This window comes from Salinifilum aidingensis (genome assembly GCF_054782015.1).
On the sequence record NZ_BAAGTH010000004.1, the window covers coordinates 302704 to 322327 of the forward strand.

Below are 19624 nucleotides of genomic sequence, written 5' to 3' on the forward strand. Positions count from 1 at the left end.
GCGCACCGCTGGGACCGCTTTCCAGGTTGGAGACCGTTTTCTAGGTGGAGGAGCACATGAACGACCCGATCGGACCGGTCGATTCCACGCGCATCCCGCGCTACGGGGGTGACACGACGTTCGCCCGGCTGCCCCGGTACGCCGAGGTGCCCGACGCCGACCTGCTGCTGTGGGGCGTGCCGTTCGACACCGGGGTCAGCTACCGCCCCGGGGCCCGCTTCGGCCCCAACCACGTGCGGCAGAGCTCCCGGTTGCTGCGGCCGTACAACCCGGCCACCGGCGACGAGCCGTTCGCCCGGCGCCAGGTCGCCGACGCCGGCGACTTCGGGGTGAACCCGTTCGACATCACCGAGGCCATCGGCACGATCGAGTCCACCGCGCGGGAGCTGTCCGGCACGCGGCGCACGCTCGTGACCGTCGGCGGGGACCACACGATCGCGCTGCCGCTGCTGCGGGTGCAGCACGAGCGGCACGGTCCGGTCGCCGTGCTGCACTTCGACGCCCACCTCGACACCTGGGACACCTACTTCGGCGCGCCGTACACGCACGGCACCCCGTTCCGCCGGGCCTCCGAGGAGGGACTGGTCGACTTCGAGCACTCGATGCACGTCGGCCTGCGCGGACCGCTGTACTCCAAGCTGGACCTCGACGAGAGCGAACGCCTCGGCTTCGCCGCGGTGCACAGCCGCGAGTTCGCCCGCACGCCGGTGGACACGATCATCGACCGCATCCGCACCCGGCTCGGCACCCGGCCGATCTACCTGTCGATCGACATCGACGTGCTCGACCCGGCGTTCGCGCCCGGCACCGGAACTCCGGAGGCCGGTGGGCTGTCCAGCCGGGAACTGCTGGAGATCGTGCGCGGGGTGTCCGACCTGAACGTGGTGGGAGCCGACCTCGTGGAAGTGGCCCCGGCCTACGACCACGCCGAGATCACCGGAATCGCCGCCGCGCACGTCATCTACGACATGCTGAGCATCCTTCCCGGAGGCCACTGATGCGCCACGTCCGCAACATCATCGACGGGGAACGGGTGGACGCCGAAAGCGGCGCCACCGGCGAACTGGTCGACCCCTGCACCGGAAAGACCTTCGCGAGCGCACCGGTCTCCGCCGCGGCGGACGTGGACGCCGCCTACCGCGCGGCCGGGCGGGCGTTCGAGCAGTGGAGCGCGACGACGCCGGCGCACCGGCAGCGCGCCCTGCTGCGGCTGGCCGACGAGCTGGAACGCCGCACCGAGGAGTTCGTCGCCGCCGAGGTGGAGAACACCGGCAAACCGGTCGCCGTCGCGCGCAGCGAGGAGGTCGAGGCCTCCGTCGACCAGATCCGGTTCTTCGCCGGGGCGGCGCGGACGCTCGAGGGCGCGGCGGCCGCCGAGTACGCCCCGGGGCACACCTCGTACGTGCGTCGCGAGCCGGTCGGCGTGATCGGGCAGGTGGCCCCGTGGAACTACCCGCTCATGATGGCGGTGTGGAAGATCGCCCCCGCCATCGCTGCGGGCAACACCGTGGTGCTCAAACCCGCCGACACGACCCCGGTCAGCGCCGCGCTGCTCGGTGAGCTGGCCGCCGACGCGCTCGGTCCGGGCGTGCTCAACGTGGTCTGCGGCGACCGGGAGACCGGTCGGCTCGTGACGACCCACCCGGCCTCGCGGATGGTGGCGATCACCGGTTCCACGCGGGCCGGGCGCCAGGTGGCCGAAGCCGCGGCCACCGACCTGAAGCGCGTCCACCTGGAACTGGGCGGCAAGGCGCCGGCCGTGGTGTTCGAGGACGCGGACCTGCAGGCGGCCGCGGACGGGATCGCCGACGCGGGGACGTTCAACGCCGGGCAGGACTGCACCGCGGCCACCCGGGTGCTGGTGGCCGACTCGGTCGCCGAGCGGTTCACGGCGATGCTGGCCGAGCGGGTGCGCGAGCGCCGGTGCGGACCGCCCTCCGATGTGGACGCCGCGTGCGGACCGCTGAACAACGAGGGGCAGCTGCGGCGCGTGCAGGAGGTGGTCCAGCGGCTTCCCGCGCACGCGCGGGTCCTCGCGGGCGGGCACCGCGTGGGCGAGGAGGGCTGCTTCTTCGCACCGACCCTCGTCGACGGGGTGAACCAGGACGACGAGGCGGTGCAGGAGGAGATCTTCGGTCCGGTGCTCACGCTGCAGCGCTTCCGCACCGAGGGCGAGGCCCTGCGGATGGCCAACGGGGTCGACTACGCGCTCGCCTCCAGCGTGTGGACCCGCGACCACGCGCGGGCGCAGCGCGCGACGGCCGCGCTGGACTTCGGGTGCGTGTGGGTGAACACGCACATGGTGCTGGTGGCGGAGATGCCGCACGGCGGGTTCAAGCACTCCGGCTACGGCAAGGACCTCTCCCAGTACGGCTTCGACGACTACACCCGGGTCAAGCACGTGATGCACAGCTTGGACTGACCCCGCACCGCGTGCCGATCTGTCCAATCGCGCCGGGAGCGCTGTCCGGATCGGCGATGCCGAGGTGCGGTGGTGAGCGCATACGGTCGGCACGACACCGTGAGACAGGAGGAACCGATGCCACCGGTCACCGGATACTGGGTCGCCGGGGAGCGGGTGACCACCGACGCGTCGTTCGAGGTGCGCCATCCCTACGACGGATCGCTCGTGGCCGCCGTCTGCTACGCCGACGACACCGACGTGGACAAGGCAGTGGCCGCGGCGGAGGGGGTGCGGCACGAGTTCGCCGCCCTCCCGGCGCGCGTCCGCGCGTCCGCGCTGGACCACGTGCACCGCCGGATCGCGGAGCGGGCCGAGGAGTTCGCGCAGCTGATCACCGCGGAGAACGGCAAGCCGATCAGCTGGTCCCGCGCCGAGGTCGGGCGCGCCGCGTCGACGTTCCGCTGGGCGGCGGAGGAGGCCCGCCGCTGGTCGGGCGAGGTGCAGCGGCTGGACACCGACGCGTCGGCGGACGGCCGCATGGCCTGGGTGCGGCGGGTGCCGCGCGGTCCCGTGCTGGGCATCGCGCCGTTCAACTTCCCGCTGAACCTCGTGGCGCACAAGGTCGCGCCCGCGCTGGCCGTCGGCGCACCGATGGTGCTGAAGCCGGCTCCGAAGACGCCGCTGTCATCGCTGCTGCTCGGCGAGATCCTCGCCGAGACCGATCTGCCCGCGGGGGCGTGGTCGGTGCTGACCACCACCGACGCCAAGGCGCCGGAACTCGTCGCCGACCCGCGGCTGCCGGTCGTGTCGTTCACCGGTTCCGGGCCGGTCGGCTGGTCGATCCGGGACGCGGCCCCGCGCAAGCACGTCACGCTGGAGCTGGGTGGCAACGCGGCCGCGATCGTCGCGGCCGACTGCCCCGACCTCGACCGCGCCGCCGACCGCATCGCCACCTTCGCGATGTACCAGGCGGGGCAGTCCTGCATCGGCGTGCAGCGCGTCTACGCCGAGCGCTCCGCGTACGACGAGCTGCTGTCCCGGATCGCCGGCAAGGTCGAGCAGCTCGGCACGGGTGATCCGGTCGACGAGGCGACCCGGGTGGGTCCGCTGATCAACGAGGAGGCCGCCGCTCGGGTCGAGCAGTGGGTGGCCGAGGCGGTGGACTCCGGGGCGCGCGTGGTCACCGGGGGCGAGCGCACCGGGGCGACCCATGCGCCGACGGTGCTCGTCGACGTGCCCGAGAACGCCCGCGTGTCCTGCGAGGAGGTGTTCGGCCCGGTGCTCGTGGTCAGCCCGGTGGACTCGCCGGACGAGGCCTTCGAGCGGGTCAACGACTCCCGCTACGGCCTGCAGGCCGGGGTGTTCACCAACGACCTGAACCTGGCCTTCCGCGCTTCGGCGGAATTGGAGGTCGGCGGGGTGATCGTGGGCGACGTGCCGAGCTTCCGCGCCGACCAGATGCCCTACGGCGGGGTCAAGGAGTCGGGGACCGGCCGCGAGGGCGTGCACGCGGCCATGACCGATCTCACCGAGGAGCGGGTGACCGTGTTCACCGGCGTCACCCCGTGACGAAGTCCCGGGGTGCGGAGGTTCCCCGGGAACGTCCGCACCCCGGGATTCGGCGGCTGGTCAGAGGCGGTCCTGCGGGAGGACCTGGACCTCGTCGCCGGGTTGCAGCCCGTCGAAGAACCGCTGGGAAGCGGTGGTGGACAGGTGGAGGCAGCCGTTCGACCGCTCCTGCAGGCTGCCCTCGTGGAACGCGATGCCGGTCGTGGTGAAGAACACCGAGTTCGGCATCGGGGCGTCGAACTCGCCGCTGTGGTGGTCGGCGTCCTTCCACTGCACCCGGAACGTCCCGGGCGGGGTCTCCGCGCCGGGTTTGCCGGAGGTCAGCGGCACGGGGCCGTAGGTGGTGCTGCCGTCCTGCTGCAACCACGCCTGCTGCGTGGCCAGGTCGACGCAGGCCCGGGCGGAGGGCTCGCAGGGGCTCGGGCTGCCGCCGGTGGCCTGCGCGGTCACGGCACCGCCGAGCAGGCCACCCGCGACGAGCGCGCTCAGCCCCAGGGCGGAGCTCTTCCTGATCCTCATCGACTCACTCCCTCGCGCGTCATGCTCTCGTGCCCCCGATACCGCAACGGTGACACGTTCGTGTGACGCATGAGCGCGGGGAGGAGTTGCGCCGCCGGCCGCTGCTGCGCGGCGCGATCTTCCGCGGCATCACGCGCCCGGCAGCGGCCACCGCTGCCGGACGCGTGCCGGCGGGGGCGTCACCAGCCTCGTTCGCGCCACTCGGGCAGTTTGGGGCGCTCGGCCCCGAGGGTGGAGTCGTCGCCGTGGCCCGGGTAGAACCACGTCTCGTCCGGCAGGACCGCGAAGACGCGGTCCTGCACGTCGCCGAGCAGCGACGCGAAGTTCTCCGGCGAGGTGGTCTTGCCGACCCCGCCGGGGAACAGGGAATCGCCGGTGAACAGGTGCGGGTGGCCGTGCGGATCCCGGTACAGCAGCGCGATCGACCCCGGCGTGTGCCCGCGGAGGTGGATGACCTCCAGCTGGCAGTCGCCCACGCTGAGCACGTCCCCGTGCTCCACCAGGTGGTCCGGCGGGACCGGCAGCCCCGCGGCGTCGTCCGGGTGGGCCGCCGTGTAGGAGCCCGTCTGCCCGGACACCGCGGGCAGCGCCTGCCAGTGATCGCCGTGCTGGTGCGTGGTGGCGATCGTGCGCAGCCGCGGTCGCTCGTCGTCGTGCCCGAGCAGGTCGACCAGCCGCTCCGAGTCGTTGGCCGCGTCGATCAGCAGGGCGTCGCCGGTGTTGCGGCACACCAGCAGGTAGGCGTTGTTGTCCATCGGCCCGACCGAGATCTTGGTGATGCTCAGGTCGGTGAGCTGGTGGCGAGCCGGGTCTCCGCCCGGCTGCACGTGTCCGTCGTAATCCTCTCGAACCTGCACGCCCAGAGCCTATCCGGCCGTGAGGTCCGGTTCACACCGGCGGGATTCGGGCGGGGTGGTGCTGCGCGCGGGGCGCGTCACGGTGCGTGTCGGCTCCGCTGCGCGGAAGCGTATCGTCGGGCCTGGCACGCGCGCGGGGCCTCCGTCCCCCCCGTCCGCTCGCGGGCGGGCCGACAGCGGGGACTGTCGGGGGCGCCCCCTAGCATGGTTCGCGCGGGGCATGGTTCGCGCAGGCGACGACGGCCGTCCGGTTCGCTGCGGGACCGGCTGACCGCCGGCAGGTGGCCGGTGCGGTGCGGCCCCGGCCGCGCGGCTCGCCAACGACAGGATTTCGGCGAAAGGATCACAGTGGCTGACCGCCTTGTTGTCCGCGGCGCTCGGGAACACAACCTGCGCGGGGTCGACGTCGATCTGCCCCGGGACAGCCTGATCGTGTTCACCGGGCTGTCCGGGTCCGGAAAGTCCAGCCTGGCGTTCGACACGATCTTCGCCGAGGGGCAGCGCCGCTACGTCGAATCGCTGTCCGCCTACGCGCGGCAGTTCCTCGGCCAGATGGACAAGCCCGACGTGGAGTTCATCGAGGGACTGTCCCCGGCCGTGTCGATCGACCAGAAGTCGACCAGCCACAACCCCCGGTCGACGGTGGGCACGATCACCGAGGTCTACGACTACCTGCGCCTGCTCTTCGCCCGCGCCGGCACGCCGCACTGCCCCACCTGCGGCGAGGTGATCAGCAAGCAGACACCGCAGCAGATCGTCGACCAGGTGCTCGACATGCCGGAGCGCACCCGCTTCCAGGTGCTGGCGCCGGTGGTGCGCGGACGCAAGGGCGAGTACGTCGACCTGTTCGAGCAGCTGCGCACCGGCGGGTACGCGCGCGTGCGCGTCGACGGGCAGATCCACTCGCTCGACGAACCGCCGAAGCTGAAGAAGCAGGAGAAGCACGACATCGCGGTGGTCGTCGACCGGCTCACCGTCAAGGCAGGGGCGAAGCAGCGCATGACCGACTCGGTCGAGACGGCGCTGCGCCTGGCCGACGGTCTGGTCGTGCTCGAGTTCGTCGACGCCGACGAGGGCGACGCGGCGCGCGAGCGCCGGTTCTCCGAGCACCTCGCCTGCCCGAACGGCCACGAGCTCGGGGTGGACGAGCTGGAACCCCGCTCGTTCTCGTTCAACTCCCCGTACGGCGCGTGCCCGGACTGCGCCGGCCTGGGCTTCCGCAAGGAGGTGGACCCGGAGCTGGTCGTGCCCGACGAGGACCTCTCCCTGGAGGAGGGCGCGGTCGCGCCGTGGGCCAGCGGCCCTCCCGCCGAGTACTTCACCCGGCTGCTCAAGGGGCTGTCGGAGGCGATCGGCTTCCGGATGGACGCGCCGTGGCGGCAGCTGCCCACGAAGGCCAAGAAGGCGGTGCTGCACGGCAGCAACGAGCAGGTGCACGTGCGCTACCGCAACCGCTACGGCCGCACGCGCTCGTACTACGCCTCGTTCGAAGGCGTGATCCCGTTCCTGGAGCGGCGGCTCGAGCAGACCGAGTCGGACTACGCGCGGGAGAAGTGGGAGGGCTACATGCGCGACGTGCCCTGCCCCTCCTGCGACGGCGCCCGGCTCAAGCCCGAGATCCTCGCGGTGACGCTGGAGGGGGCCGAGTACGGGCAGCTGTCGATCGCGCAGGTGGCCAACCTGAGCGTGCAGGAGTGCTCCCGGTTCCTGCGCGGGATGGTGCTGGGCGAGCGCGAGCAGATGATCGCCGGCCGGGTGCTCAAGGAGATGCAGGCGCGCCTGGGGTTCCTGCTCGACGTCGGCCTGGACTACCTGACCCTGGACCGCGCCGCGGGCACGCTCTCCGGCGGTGAGGCCCAGCGCATCCGGTTGGCCACGCAGATCGGTTCGGGACTGGTCGGGGTGCTCTACGTGCTCGACGAGCCCTCGATCGGGCTGCACCAGCGCGACAACCACCGGCTGCTCGAAACCCTGTCCCGGCTGCGGGACCTGGGCAACACGCTCATCGTCGTCGAGCACGACGAGGACACCGTCCGCAGCGCCGACTGGGTCGTCGACATCGGCCCGGGTGCGGGCGAGCACGGTGGCCAGGTGGTCCACAGCGGCCCCGTCAAGGAGCTCCTGGACGAGGAGGGCTCGCTGACGGCCGACTACCTGACGCGGCGCAAGGAGATCCCCGTTCCTGAGCTGCGCCGGCCGCGGGACAAGAAGAAGCAGCTCACCGTGGTGGGCGCGCGGGAGAACAACCTCCGCAAGCTCGACGTCTCCTTCCCCCTGGGCACGTTCATCGGTGTGACCGGCGTCTCCGGCTCGGGCAAGTCCACACTGGTCAACGACGTGATGGCCGCGGCGCTGGCCAACAAGCTCAACGGGGCTCGCCAGGTCCCCGGGCGGCACACGCGGATCAGGGGGCTGGAGCACGTCGACAAGCTGGTGCAGGTGGACCAGTCGCCGATCGGGCGCACCCCGCGGTCCAACCCGGCCACCTACACCGGCGTGTTCGACCGCATCCGGAAGCTGTTCGCGGCGACCACGGAGGCCAAGGTCCGCGGGTACCAGCCGGGCCGGTTCTCCTTCAACGTCAAGGGCGGCCGGTGCGAGGCGTGCGCGGGCGAGGGCACGCTCAAGATCGAGATGAACTTCCTGCCCGACGTGTTCGTGCCCTGCGAGGTGTGCAAGGGGGCCCGGTACAACCGGGAGACCCTCGAGGTGCACTACAAGGGCAAGTCCATCGCGGAAGTGCTGGACATGCCGATCGAGGAGGCCGCTGAGTTCTTCGAGCCGATCACCGCCGTGCACCGGTACCTGCAGACCCTCGTGGACGTGGGGCTGGGGTACGTGCGGCTGGGGCAGCCCGCCCCCACCCTCTCCGGCGGTGAGGCCCAGCGCGTCAAGCTCGCCAGCGAACTGCAGAAGCGCTCGACCGGCCAGACCGTGTACATCCTGGACGAACCCACCACCGGGTTGCACTTCGAGGACATCCGCAAGTTGCTCGGTGTCGTGCACGGCCTCGTGGAGAAGGGCAACACGGTCATCGTCATCGAGCACAACCTCGACATCCTCAAAACGGCCGACTGGATCCTCGACCTCGGCCCCGAGGGCGGTGCTGCCGGTGGGAGCGTCGTCGCCGAGGGCACTCCGGAGGACGTGGCCGAGGTGGAGGAGAGCCACACCGGCAGGTTCCTGCGCCCGGTCCTCGGCCAGTAGGGCTTCGTCGGATCGTCGTGCGCGGGTCCCGTTGCCCAGGTGGTACATCGACGCTGCCGCCTCGGGACGAGCTGCGAACACGGTGCGTGCAGACGTGTGCACTCCGGCGGCGCAGTTCGACGCGGCATGTGACCGTTCTACTCCGCTGCGTTCGATTCGGATCGGGAAAGCCCGGATCCGCAGGGGTTCTCGTGATCGGCGCTGCGGATCCGCGAACCCGCGGGCGTTCTCGCGTCCGGCGCGGTGGCCGCGGCCGGGAAACGGGCCTCCGAAGAGCTGATGCCCGGCGCATTCACCGCTGTGTCGCGGAAATTTCGGAATCACCCTTCGAATCATCGCTCTGACGGGTTACGGTGGTGAGCCAATTCGGCCGCCGGTCGCCACGTGCCGTTCGCGGCGTCGGCCGGTGCTGGCCGACTGGCCGCTGTCGAACCGCCGCGGAGACCCCGCGGCGCACGACGCCCGACACGCGTGGTGCCACGAGCGCCGCGTCCGTGCAGGGAGGAGATCTTCGGTGGAAACGCTCCAAAGGGCGATCACGGCGTTCAACGACGCCTTCTGGCTCTACCTCATCATTCCGGTCCTGGCGCTGCTGAGCCTGTACTTCACGGTGCGTTCCCGCGGAGTGCAGTTCCGGATGATTCCCGAGATGGTCCGCTCCGTGTTCGGCTCGGCCGAAACGGCGGAAGACGGCGGGAAGGCGGTTTCCTCGTTCCAGGCCTTCGCCATCTCGGCGGCCGCGCGCATCGGCACCGGCAACATCGCGGGCGTGGCCACGGCGATCGCCATCGGCGGGCCCGGTGCCGTGTTCTGGATGTGGCTGATGGGCATGCTCGTCGGCGCCACGAGTTTCGTCGAGTCCACACTGGCCCAGCTGTACAAGGAGCGCATCAGCACGGGATACCGCGGTGGACCCGCGTACTACATTCTGCACGGGCTGCGGTCGCGGTGGATGGCCGTGCTGTTCGCCGTGGTCATCACGATCACCTTCGGGCTCATCAACAACGCCCTGCAGAGCAACACCATCGTGGAGGCGGTGGGAACGTCCTTCACCGACACCGGTCTCGACGTCGGTTGGCTGAGCCCGGTCCTGGCGGTGGTGCTGGCCGCGCTCGTGGGCCTGGTGATCTTCGGCGGTGTGCGGCGCATCGCGCACGTGGCGCAACTCCTCGTGCCGTTCATGGCGCTGATCTACATCCTGCTCGGGCTGGTCATCGTGGCGCTCAACATCGAACACGTTCCGGGCGTGTTCGAGCAGATCTTCGCCAATGCCTTCGGTTTCCGCGAGGTCGTCTCCGGCGGGATCGGCGCGGCGCTCGTCGAGGGCGTGCGGCGCGGCATGTTCTCCAACGAGGCCGGCCTCGGCTCCGCTCCGAACGCGGGCGCTTCGGCATCGGTGAGCCACCCGGTCAAGCAGGGGCTGGTGCAGAGCCTCGGCGTCTACATCGACACCCTGCTGGTCTGCTCGGTCACCGCGATGATCATCCTGCTCGGCGACCCGACCTACGGCGACCACAGCGGTGCCGCGATGACGCAGGCGAGCCTGGAGACCGCCCTGGGCGGCTGGGCGGTGCACCTGCTGGCGGGGATCCTGTTCCTCGTGGCGTTCACCACGGTGCTCGGCAACTACTACTACGGTGAGGCCAACGTCGGCTTCCTGACCCGGAGCAAGCGCGTGCTCACCGGATTCCGGGTGACGGTGATGCTCGCGGTCTTCCTCGGCGGCATCGGCTCGGCGGAACTCGTCTGGAGCCTCATCGACACCTCGATGGGCGTGATGGCGCTGGTCAACCTCGCCGCGATCGCCCCGCTGAGCGGGGTCCTGTTCAAGCTGCTCGACGACTACGTGCAGCAGCGCAGGCAGGGTCTCGATCCGGTGTTCACCCGCGACCGCCTGCCCGAGGTGCGCGGCGTCCAGGTCTGGGAACCGGCGGAGCCCACCGGTGCGGAACCGGCCCAGCGCACCGTCCCCGGCTGAGCACGGCCGCGGCCCGACCGCTTCCGCGGCAGCGCTGCCACCGCCCCGGCGCTTCGACCTCGCAGCGCCGGGGTGGTGGCGAGGTGGACTCGACGCAGGCGCCGCGGCGTTCGCCGGGAGCGCTGATCACCGTCCCAGGGCGGTCGGGCAGTCGGGGTCGGCGCCGACCAATCGGCAGACGAGGAGGTCCTGCGGCTGCGCGGTGCCGTGCTCCTGCGCGGTGATGCGGCGGATGGCGATGGTGCCGTCCACCGGGATCTGCCGGTGGACACCGCCGCCGGAACCGCTCGGCTGCCAGTAGGCGAGATCGCCGCTGCTGCCGTAGAGCACGTTGTTCAGGTCCACTTCCGCCAGGCCGCGCCACACCGTCGCCGGACCGATGGGTTCGGTGGGGGCGCCCGTGCCGTTGCTACCGGGGTTCTGCCCGGCCAGGACGGTGTTCACCGCGTGGTGGACGAGGTAGACCGCGTCGTAGGCGAGGTAGGCCCGCTGCTCCGCGGAGTCCACCTGCGGCCCGTCGGCGCCGTTGGGCGTGGGCGGGCCGACGAACGAGACGTAGTCGAGCGTGATCTCGCGGTACTTCGAAAGCTCTTCGCCGAGGACGTACTTCGAGGTGTCGTCGCTGGCGAGCAGGTGCGGGAACGAGTCCGCTTCGCACGCGTTCTGCACGGAGTACAGGAAGTGGTCGAGCCCCGCCGACCGGTCGGCGTAGAACAACGCGGCGTTGCAGTCGATGTTGCTCTGCACGATGGGCTTCTCGTCGACGAGCGTGGCGCGGATGCCGCGGCGCTCGAGCGCCTGCTTCGTCTTGACCGCGAGGTCCTCGCTGTAGAGGTCCAGGTTGGACGGATCCGCGTCGGCGGCGCTGTGGTAGATCTGGACGTGCTCCGGCGCGTCCGGTTTCCCGCTGAGGTAGTGCGCGACGACCTCGGCCTCGCGCCGGTTCCCCGGTGGGATCTGGTGGAACAGCTCGCTGTTCTGCGCGAGCGCCTCCGCGGAGGTGGTCGTCCCGATCATCGGCAGCCCCGCGCGGCCGAGGCGGTGGATGGCGGTCCGGGTGTTGCCCCAGCTGCCGCCCATGCCGGCGACGGCGACGAGGGAGGGGTCCTGCTCGGCTCGCTCGACGATGTCATCGGCGGCCTCACCGGCGTTCCCCATGGTGGAGCCCCCGTTGGCGAGGTGGATGCGCACGGCGCTGCCGTACTCGAGCATCTGCTGCTGCGCGGCCGCGAGTCCCCGCAGCTCCTCGGCGGTGCCCGCGAGGGAGGAGGCCTGACCGGGGTCGGCGGTGAAGATGCCGAGGTAGACCACGGTGTAGGTGGGCATGTCGGTGTTCGCCGCCCGTTCGTTCACCTTCGCGTTGTTGTCGAATATGCGGCGCTGGGCCCGCGCGAGGTCGTCGACCAGGTCCGGTTTCTCGGAGTCGGCGTCGGTGAACACGTGCTCTCCCCCGGAGTAGCCGACGCATTCGCCGTCGAGCACGCGCACGTCGGTGTCGTCGAACCACGGCCACCACTGCCCGCAGTGCTGCTGCGTGAATCCGAGTACGGTGATCACGCCTGAGACGAGGAGGGGGACCAGCGACAGCGCGGGGACCTTGCGGAGCAGCCGGGAGCGGCGCAGCACGCGGTTCCGCCGGGCCGAGGCGGCCGGCGTCCCCGCGTCGTCGTTGCTCGCCACCCGCAGCGTTAAGTACCAGGCCAGGGGCGACCGGCGGCGCCGCACTTCCGTCAGCTTCGCCTGCCACGCTTCGAGCGTGCCGGGGGTTCGTTCCCCGGCGGATTCCGGTTGCTCGAGAGGTTCGGTGCCGGCCGCGATCACCAGCAGCGGGTCGGCGGCTCCGGTCTCGTTGCGGACATCATTGACGAGGCGGATGAGCAGGGATCCGACCGAATGCGGACGGGGCTCGTCGATGAGCAGGAGAGGGTAGCAGTCCTTCGGCAGCCACTTCCACCACTTCCACCCTCGCGCGTAGTTCTCCGCGAGGTCCTCGAGGAACGCGTGGACGAGGAACTTGCGGACCTGGGTGGCATCTTCGTGCTGGGAGGGGGTGGCGATCAATCGCCGCGTGAAGCTGTGCAGATCGCCGGACGAGCGCGGGGCGAGGTAGTGCTGGTGCATGATCCAGCGGGGGACGCGGTGCAGGGATCGCCAGCCCGTGTAGGCGAGCACGAGCAGCAGCACGTAGCCGAGCCAGAAGGCGATCGGGTGTCGCTGGCCGAGCGTCGTCAACGCCGCTCCGCGGCGGACTTCGTCCTTTCCCGCCGCGGATGCCAGGTCGTTCTCCGGGTCTCGTTGGCGGCGCCTGAACACGTAGTGCGACAGCAGGCCTCTGATCTGCTCGTCCGGAGCGGAGGCGACCTTGGTGGCTTCTTCGTTCTGCTGCAGCAGGTAGTTGAGGAAGCGGAAGCGGGGGAACCGCAGTTTGCCGATGCGCGTCGAGGACGGCGCAGTGTGCAGTTGCCGTGCGGCCGCGTTGAGTGCGCGCCGGAGTTGGGCCGTACCACTTCCGGGGCAGCGGTCGACTTCCTCGCTCCCGGCCAGCCGCGCGTACGGAACGCCCTCGCGCTCGAGACCTTGGTTGACGAGGGTTTCGAGGTGACCGCTGCCGACGTCCGGATCGACGAGGTGGATGATCGGCTGGTCCGGGATCGGTCCGCGGCGCTTGGTGCGCTGCCAGTGCGGTTCGAGCCACGAGAGTAGCTGAGCGCTGGGAATGGCTTGCGCGTCGTTCGACACGGCACCTCCTCGTGACGGTGGTGCCGCAGAGTACTGATCACGCCGCTCGTTGTGATCGTTTTTGCGCGAATTTCCGCGCACCCGCGATCCCGCGTCGCCGGGGAGGAGGAGCCGGCGCCGCGCCCGGCCCAGCCGATTGGGCCGTCCGCTCCCGCCCGCTGTGATCACGCACGCGTTCGCGTCCGCGCACCGCTCGTGTTGTGCCAGAATCCCCGGGTCGAGTTATTGCAAGGAGGTGGCAGTTGCACTGCCTGCGACGCCGGGTCGGGCTGCCGGCGCTGGCGCTCGTCACGGCCCTGCTGGCCGGATGCGGGTTCACCGGTGCCGGCGGCGAGGGCAACGCGCTGCACGCGGCCATCGGCATCCCGCCGCGCTCCGGGTGGTCCCCCGCCTCGGACGACGCGATCCTGCTCACGCAGCTGGGCGTGACGGAATCGCTCACCGAGGTCGACCTGCGCGGTCGAGCGCACCCCGAGCTGGCGGAATCCTGGCAGCGCAGCGGCGAGCGGGAGTGGCGCTTCACGCTCGCCGGGGGAGTGCGCTTCCACTCCGGTGAACCGCTCACCGCCCAGGCCGCGGCGCGGTCGCTGAACAACGTCGCGCACGCCAGCACGCCTCCCCGCACGATGCGCGGCATCGTCAGCGGCGCCGAAGCCGCCGGACCGCGCACCCTCGTCGTGCGCACCGAGGTCCCCGACCCGATCCTGCCCCTGCGCCTGGGCGGGCCGAACGCGGCGATCCTCGCCCCCGCGGCCTTCCAGGGCAACGACGGGGTCGACGTCGGTGCCGGCGTGGGCACCGGCCCCTTCGAGATCACCTCCGTGCACGGCGCGAAATCGGTGGAGCTCCGCCGGTTCGACGAGTACCGCGGGTCGAAGGCCGAGCTCGACCGCGCGGAGGTGCGCTTCGTGGAAGATCCCTCGGCGCGGCTCAACGGTCTGCGCAGCGGCGAGTTCGACGTCATCGACAAGCTGCCCGTCTCGCAGGCCGAGGAGGTCTCCGCGGACCCGGACCTGCGCGAGTCCACCGTGGATCTGCCGCGCACGACCGCGCTGCACGTCAACACGCAGCGCGGGCCCTTCGCCGACGAGCGCGTGCGCCGCGCCGCCGCCCGCGCCGTCGACCGGCCGGCCCTCGTCGACGGCGTGCTGCGCGGCCGCGGCGTGCCCGCCCAGCGGTACTTCGGCCCCGCCGTGCCCTGGAGCAGCGGAGAACGACCGGGCGGAGCCGCCCCCCAGCAGGCCCGCCGGATGCTCGCGGAGGCCACCGGGCAGCAGCGCCCCTCGGTGACGATCGGCACCTACCCCGAGAGGCCCGACCTGCCCGCCGTGACCACGGCGGTCGCCGACCAGCTGAAGAAGGCCGGCTTCGACGTGCGCATCGTGCAGGCGCCCTCCACCGAGCTCGAGGAGCGGATGCTGTCCGGCGAGCTCGACGGGCTGGTGTACTCGCGCAACTACCTCGTCGACACGCCGGACGCGAGCAGCTACCTGCGCAGCGACTTCACCTGCGACGGCTCGCTGAACCTGGACCACTTCTGCGCTCCGGAACTCGAGCGGATCAACGAGGCCCTGCGCACGGTGAGCGACCCCGCGCGGCGCGCGGAGCTGTTCCGCGAAGCCGACGCGGTCCTCGCCGAGAACCAGGTCGGGATCCCGCTGTTCCACGAACAGGCCCAGATCGCCCACCGCGCCGGGGTGCGCGGCCTCCCCGCCGACCCGCTGGAACAGGAACTGCTCACCGAGGAGGTCTCCGTCTCATGACCGCCGCCGTCGACACGATCGTGGACTACTGGGACGAGCGGGCCCGGAGCGGCTACGACCAGCAGCCGGGGCAGAACCCCGCCCGCCCCGCGTGGCGGGAGCGGATCGCCCCGCTCGTCGCCGAAGCGGCTGGCCCGCGCGCCCGGGTGCTGGACAGCGGCTGCGGCACGGGTTTCCTCGCGCGGCTGCTCGCGGCGGAGGGGCACCGGGTGACCGGCCAGGACGCCTCGCCCGGGATGCTCGCCGTCGCCCGCGAGAACGCCGCGGCCGACGGCGTGGCGGCGACTTGGCTCGTCGGCACCGCCGACGAGCCGCCCTCCGGCCCGTTCGACGCCGTGGTCACCCGCAACGTGCTGTGGACGCTGCCGGAGCCCTCCCGGGCCCTGCGGTCCTGGCGCACCCGACTCCGCCCGGGTGGGTTGCTGCTGGTCACGGACGCGCTCTGGGGCCGGGCGGAGGAGAACGACCCCAGCGTGCAGGAGCGGTTCGCGGCCAGCTACGCACCGCAGCTCGGCGGGCTGCCGCTCGGCCGCGGACTGGACTTCGCGGCCTGCGCGGAGCTCGCCGCGCAGGCCGGTTTCGAGGGCATCGCCGACCGCACGGACCTGTTCGACACCGCGCCGTACCCGAGTGCGCCGGGCTTCTTCCTGCTGAGCGCACGCACCCCGCAGTCGTGACGGATACCGGGGTGCGCGGCGCCGCGCTCACGCGGCTGGCCGTCGCACCGGTCGTGCTGGCCGCCGTGGCCGTCGTCGCCATGCTGCTGCCGGAGCTGACCGGGGTGGACTCGGCGCGCACCGTGCTGGCGCAGCGCTACTCCGACGCGAGCCCCGACCCGCAGGTGCTCGCCGCGCTGCGCGCCGACCTCGGCCTCGACCAGCCGCTGCCGGTGCGCGTGGCCCACCGCCTCGGCGGGCTGCTCACCGGTGACCTCGGGGCGTCCTGGGTGTCCGGTGCGCCGGTGGCGGGAATCCTGGGGAGCGCGCTGCCGGTCTCGCTGAGCCTCATGTGCGCCGCGCTGGCGGTCTCGCTGCTCGGCGGCGTGCTCGCCGGCCTCGTCGCCGGGTACCGCCCGGGGTCGGCGGTGGACCGGATGGTCCGGATCGGCAGCCGGATGGCGGCCGCGGTGCCGGAGTTCGCGCTCGCTCCGCTGCTCGTCGCCCTGTTCGCGGTGACCTGGCACCTGCTGCCCAGCTCGGGCTGGAGCGGACCGGCCTCCATGGCCCTGCCGGTGCTCTCGCTCGTGCCCTCGCTGGCCGCGCCGGTGGCGGCGACGACGCGGGAGCACGCCCGGCAGCTGCGCGAAGCCACCTTCCTCACCGCCGCGCGCTCCCGCGGGGTGGGCGAGTGGCGGGTGCGCCTGCTGCACCTGGCGCGCCCCGCGCTGCCCGGCGCCCTGTCGGTGTCGACCTACAACGCGGCGGGCATGATCGCCGGCACCGCGGCCGTCGAAGTCGTCTTCGACATCCCCGGTCTCGGCTGGACGCTCGTCGACGCGGTGCAGGCCCAGGACGTCCCCGTGGTCCAGGGAGGGCTGCTCGTGGCCGCCGCGATCGCGCTGGCCGTGGGCGCGCTCGCCGACGGGCTGCGCCTGCTGGTGGATCCGCGTTCCCGGGAGGCCGAGGCATGAGGCGCTGGATCGGACCGGCGGTGTTGGCCGCGCTGCTCGCTCTCTGCTCCACCGCCGGCATGCTGCGCGACCCGTGGCGGACGCGGATGGGTGCGGTGCTGCAACCGCCGAGCGCGCGGTTCCCGCTCGGCACGGACGAGCTGGGGCGCGACGTGCTGGCCCGGCTGGCGCACGGGGCCCCGGCGACGCTGGGAACGGCGGTCGCGGCGCTGGTCGTCTCCGCCGCGGTCGGCGTGCTCGTCGGCTGCGCCACGGGGTGGTCCTCCGGGAGGGGTGCACGCGTGGTGCGCGCGGTCGTCGACGTCGCCGTCGCGCTGCCGCCGCTGCTGGTGGCCCTGGTCGCCAGCCTCGTCGCCGGACCGGGCCGGGGCACGCTGCTGCTGGCGCTCGTCGGGGTGGCCTGGCTGCCGTTCGCCCGGCACACCGATGCCCTGACGACCGCGCTGCGCAGCGAACCGTGGGTCGCGGCGCACCGCGCCGTCGGCGCCGGCACGGGGCGGATCTGGTGGCGGTCGATCCTGCCGCGGGTGGTCCCGGCCAGCGCGGAGCTGGCGGTGCTGCGGCTGCCGGCCCTGGTCAACACGGTGGCGGCGCTGGGATTCATCGGGCTCGGACCGCCGCCGCCTTCCCCGGAGTGGGGAGCGATGCTCGCGGAGTCGGTGAACCACCTGGGCACGGCACCGTGGCTGCTGCTGGTGCCGGTGGTGGCGCTGGTGCTCGTGCAGGTCCTGCTGGCGGGCCTCGCCGGCCGCGGCGGGGCGGCCGCCGCGGGGCCGCACCTCCGGCGGTCCGCCCGCCCCGAGATCGCGGCCTGACGGCTCGGGGACTCCGCGGGCTGGTTGCCGCGGTGGAGCGCGCAGCCGGCCGGAGCGATCCCGTCCGGCACACCTCCGCCCGGCCGGTGCGGCCACCGGCCGGGCGGAGCGAAAACCCCGTCGGTGCGCGGTCAGTGCACCGGTCCGGTGTACTTCTCCCCCGGGCCCTGCCCGGGTGCGTCGGGAACGGTCGAGGCCTCGCGGAACGCGCGCTGCAGGGTCTGCAGGCCGTCGCGCAGCGCCCCGGCGTGCGGCCCGAGGTACTCGACCGAGGACATGACCAGCCCGGCCAGCGCGGTGATGAGGCGGCGGGCCTCGTCGAGGTCGCGCTCGGGGGAGGCGTCCGGGTCCTCGTCGGCGAGGCCGAGCTTCTCGGCCGCCGAGGACATGAGCATCACCGCGGCGCGGCTGATCACTTCGATGCTGGGAACATCTGTGAGCGAGCGGACGTTGTCCTCGGAGACGGCATCGTGGCCCGAGGAACCGCTCGGATCCACGGGGGTTGGTTGGCTGTCGGTCACGCCTGCTAGCCTGTCACGTGCTACCAGCCCCCGTGCTCCGGGGGCGGCGAAAGCGGAGTTCGCTCCCACCCGTCGTGGCCGGCTCGCAGGCCTCCGGGTTCCGATTCCGCCGGCGGTGCGCGCCGTCGGCGGTTCGAACGGTGTCGCGTACGCGGTTCGATCGGTGGAAGGCTGCGCCCGTGCCTCCCGCTGCGGCGGGGTCGGGGACCTTCCGGGGCGAGCTCGTCAGCCACGGTGCAGCAGTGAAACACCAATCATCGAACCGAGGAGGCCCCATCCCCGAGACGCGCATCAATGACCGCATCCGCGTGCCCGAGGTCCGCCTGGTCGGACCGAACGGTGAACAGGTCGGGATCGTTCGCATCGAGGACGCTCTGCGGCTTGCCGAAGAAGCGGATCTGGACCTCGTCGAGGTCGCCCCGCAGGCGCGCCCGCCGGTCTGCAAGCTCATGGACTACGGCAAGTACAAGTACGAGAGCGCGCAGAAGGCTCGCGAATCGCGCCGTAACCAGCAGCAGACCGTCATCAAGGAGCAGAAGCTCCGGCCGAAGATCGACCCGCACGACTACGAGGTGAAGAAGGGGCACGTCTCCCGCTTCCTCGGTCAGGGTCACAAGGTCAAGGTGACGATCATGTTCCGCGGTCGTGAGCAGTCGCGTCCGGAGCTGGGGTTCCGCCTGCTGCAGCGACTGGCCGAGGACGTCTCCGACAAGGGCTTCATCGAGGCCAATCCGAAGCAGGACGGTCGGAACATGATCATGGTCCTCGCGCCGCACAAGAACAACAAGGCGAAGGCCAAGGCGAACGCCTCCTGATCGGGGGCACCGCGCGGCGGTGCCTCCGCGGATGCGGAGCCGAGGCCGGACTCGTACCCGAGGAGCCGGGTCGGGGCGGCGGTTCGTTCCGGCCCGGCGTCAGTACGAAATGAGGACGACGATGCCGAAGCAGAAGACGCACAGCGGCGCTTCCAAGCGTTTCCGCGTGACGGGCAAGGGCAAGCTGCGCCGCGAGCAGGCCGGCCGGCGCCACATCCTGGAGAAGAAGTCCAACCGGGTGAAGCGCCGTCTGGAGGGCACCGAGTCGGTGGCCAAGAACGACGTCAAGCGCGTCAAGCGCCTGCTGCGGGACTGAGTCCCGCCGCGCCGAGCGCGCTCGGCGCACTCGCACGCAATCCAGCAACCGCTCGGGCGGCAGCCGGGTGCCGGCGGGCACCACGGGAGCACGCCCCCGATGAGAGTGACAGGACGGACTCGTGGCACGCGTCAAACGGGCGGTCAACGCCAAGAAGAAGCGTCGCAGCACGCTGGAGTCGGCCAAGGGGTACCGCGGGCAGCGCTCCCGCCTGTACCGCAAGGCAAAGGAGCAGATGCTCCACTCCATGCAGTACAACTACCGGGACCGGCGGGCCCGGAAGGGTGAGTTCCGCAAGCTGTGGATCACCCGCATCAACGCCGCCACCCGGCAGCACGGCATGACCTACAACCGGTTCGTGCAGGGCCTGAAGGCCGCCGAGGTCGAGGTCGACCGCAAGATGCTCGCCGAGCTCGCGGTGAACGACCCGCAGGCGTTCTCCCAGCTGGTCACCGTCGCGCGGGAGAACCTGCCGGAAGGAGTGTCCTGAT

Annotated in this window: 16 protein-coding genes; 12 read left to right on the forward strand and 4 right to left on the reverse strand. The window is 71.8% G+C overall.

Annotated features, from left to right (window positions below):
• Nucleotides 1-56 precede the first annotated feature (56 nt).
• The 3 genes from speB to ACYVJE_RS08335 all read left to right on the forward strand — a co-directional run bounded on the left by speB (nt 57) and on the right by ACYVJE_RS08335 (nt 3973).
• The gene (gene speB / locus ACYVJE_RS08325; protein ID WP_461144011.1) at nt 57-998 is read left to right on the forward strand and encodes an agmatinase; all 942 of its coding nucleotides are present in this window, start codon (nt 57-59) and stop codon (nt 996-998) included.
• Nucleotides 998-2422, forward strand: a complete 1425-nt coding sequence (locus tag ACYVJE_RS08330; protein ID WP_461144012.1) for an aminobutyraldehyde dehydrogenase — start codon at nt 998-1000, stop codon at nt 2420-2422. The genes speB and ACYVJE_RS08330 overlap by 1 nt, the downstream gene beginning before the upstream one ends.
• A 117-nt stretch (nt 2423-2539) precedes the next feature.
• The gene (locus ACYVJE_RS08335; RefSeq protein WP_461144013.1) at nt 2540-3973 is read left to right on the forward strand and encodes an aldehyde dehydrogenase family protein; all 1434 of its coding nucleotides are present in this window, start codon (nt 2540-2542) and stop codon (nt 3971-3973) included.
• 60 nt (nt 3974-4033) lie between these two features.
• Here the strand turns inward: ACYVJE_RS08335 and ACYVJE_RS08340 are convergent, their stop codons facing one another.
• Together ACYVJE_RS08340 and ACYVJE_RS08345 are read right to left on the reverse strand one after the other, a co-directional pair.
• Nucleotides 4034-4492 carry a L,D-transpeptidase gene (locus ACYVJE_RS08340; protein ID WP_459155965.1) on the reverse strand — a complete coding sequence of 153 codons (459 nt, stop codon included), beginning with the start codon at nt 4490-4492 and terminating at the stop codon, nt 4034-4036.
• A 179-nt stretch (nt 4493-4671) separates the two neighbouring features.
• Nucleotides 4672-5349 (reverse strand): MBL fold metallo-hydrolase, encoded by a 678-nt coding sequence (locus ACYVJE_RS08345; protein ID WP_459155964.1) that lies wholly within the window; start codon nt 5347-5349, stop codon nt 4672-4674.
• A 348-nt stretch (nt 5350-5697) separates the two neighbouring features.
• On the opposite strand from ACYVJE_RS08345, the gene uvrA reads away from it, so the two are divergent.
• Together uvrA and ACYVJE_RS08355 are read left to right on the forward strand one after the other, a co-directional pair.
• A complete protein-coding gene (gene uvrA, locus ACYVJE_RS08350) occupies nt 5698-8556 on the forward strand; it encodes an excinuclease ABC subunit UvrA (protein WP_461144014.1) in 2859 nt (952 codons plus the stop codon).
• A gap of 514 nt (nt 8557-9070) precedes the next feature.
• The gene (locus tag ACYVJE_RS08355) at nt 9071-10534 is read left to right on the forward strand and encodes an alanine/glycine:cation symporter family protein (RefSeq protein ID WP_461144015.1); all 1464 of its coding nucleotides are present in this window, start codon (nt 9071-9073) and stop codon (nt 10532-10534) included.
• Nucleotides 10535-10660: 126 nt separating this feature from the next.
• On the opposite strand, the gene ACYVJE_RS08360 is transcribed toward ACYVJE_RS08355, so the two are convergent.
• Nucleotides 10661-13273: an ABC transporter substrate-binding protein gene (locus tag ACYVJE_RS08360; RefSeq protein WP_461144016.1), complete on the reverse strand. Its 2613-nt coding sequence runs from the start codon at nt 13271-13273 to the stop codon at nt 10661-10663.
• Between the two features lie 242 nt (nt 13274-13515).
• On the opposite strand from ACYVJE_RS08360, the gene ACYVJE_RS08365 reads away from it, so the two are divergent.
• From ACYVJE_RS08365 to ACYVJE_RS08380, 4 genes are read left to right on the forward strand one after another with little or no spacing between them, the layout of a single operon-like run.
• Entirely contained in the window at nt 13516-15036 is a 1521-nt protein-coding gene (locus ACYVJE_RS08365) for an ABC transporter substrate-binding protein (RefSeq protein WP_461144017.1), read from the forward strand.
• Nucleotides 15033-15713 carry a class I SAM-dependent methyltransferase gene (locus ACYVJE_RS08370; RefSeq protein WP_459155959.1) on the forward strand — a complete coding sequence of 227 codons (681 nt, stop codon included), beginning with the start codon at nt 15033-15035 and terminating at the stop codon, nt 15711-15713. Before ACYVJE_RS08365 ends, ACYVJE_RS08370 begins: the two co-directional genes overlap by 4 nt.
• Nucleotides 15710-16666 (forward strand): ABC transporter permease, encoded by a 957-nt coding sequence (locus ACYVJE_RS08375; protein ID WP_461144018.1) that lies wholly within the window; start codon nt 15710-15712, stop codon nt 16664-16666. Before ACYVJE_RS08370 ends, ACYVJE_RS08375 begins: the two co-directional genes overlap by 4 nt.
• Nucleotides 16663-17481, forward strand: a complete 819-nt coding sequence (locus tag ACYVJE_RS08380; protein WP_459155957.1) for an ABC transporter permease — start codon at nt 16663-16665, stop codon at nt 17479-17481. Before ACYVJE_RS08375 ends, ACYVJE_RS08380 begins: the two co-directional genes overlap by 4 nt.
• Before the next feature lie 131 nt (nt 17482-17612).
• Here ACYVJE_RS08380 and ACYVJE_RS08385 read toward each other — a convergent pair whose 3' ends face one another.
• The gene (locus ACYVJE_RS08385; protein WP_459160011.1) at nt 17613-17978 is read right to left on the reverse strand and encodes a DUF1844 domain-containing protein; all 366 of its coding nucleotides are present in this window, start codon (nt 17976-17978) and stop codon (nt 17613-17615) included.
• A 266-nt stretch (nt 17979-18244) separates the two neighbouring features.
• On the opposite strand from ACYVJE_RS08385, the gene infC reads away from it, so the two are divergent.
• The 3 genes from infC to rplT all read left to right on the forward strand — a co-directional run bounded on the left by infC (nt 18245) and on the right by rplT (nt 19623).
• Nucleotides 18245-18817 (forward strand): translation initiation factor IF-3, encoded by a 573-nt coding sequence (gene infC / locus ACYVJE_RS08390; protein ID WP_459155956.1) that lies wholly within the window; start codon nt 18245-18247, stop codon nt 18815-18817.
• Between the two features lie 121 nt (nt 18818-18938).
• A complete protein-coding gene (gene rpmI, locus ACYVJE_RS08395; RefSeq protein WP_459155955.1) occupies nt 18939-19133 on the forward strand; it encodes a 50S ribosomal protein L35 in 195 nt (64 codons plus the stop codon).
• Between the two features lie 121 nt (nt 19134-19254).
• Nucleotides 19255-19623 carry a 50S ribosomal protein L20 gene (gene rplT, locus ACYVJE_RS08400; RefSeq protein ID WP_459155954.1) on the forward strand — a complete coding sequence of 123 codons (369 nt, stop codon included), beginning with the start codon at nt 19255-19257 and terminating at the stop codon, nt 19621-19623.
• Nucleotide 19624: the final 1 nt, after the last annotated feature.

Coding starts and splice junctions, on each gene's coding strand:
- ACYVJE_RS08380 (WP_459155957.1), top strand. CDS start 16,663: ATGAGGCGCTGGATCGGACCGGCGGTGTTGGCCGCGCTGCTCGCTCTC.
- rpmI (WP_459155955.1), top strand. CDS start 18,939: ATGCCGAAGCAGAAGACGCACAGCGGCGCTTCCAAGCGTTTCCGCGTG.
- ACYVJE_RS08335 (WP_461144013.1), top strand. CDS start 2,540: ATGCCACCGGTCACCGGATACTGGGTCGCCGGGGAGCGGGTGACCACC.
- ACYVJE_RS08340 (WP_459155965.1), bottom strand. CDS start 4,492: ATGAGGATCAGGAAGAGCTCCGCCCTGGGGCTGAGCGCGCTCGTCGCG.
- ACYVJE_RS08330 (WP_461144012.1), top strand. CDS start 998: ATGCGCCACGTCCGCAACATCATCGACGGGGAACGGGTGGACGCCGAA.
- speB (WP_461144011.1), top strand. CDS start 57: ATGAACGACCCGATCGGACCGGTCGATTCCACGCGCATCCCGCGCTAC.
- ACYVJE_RS08370 (WP_459155959.1), top strand. CDS start 15,033: ATGACCGCCGCCGTCGACACGATCGTGGACTACTGGGACGAGCGGGCC.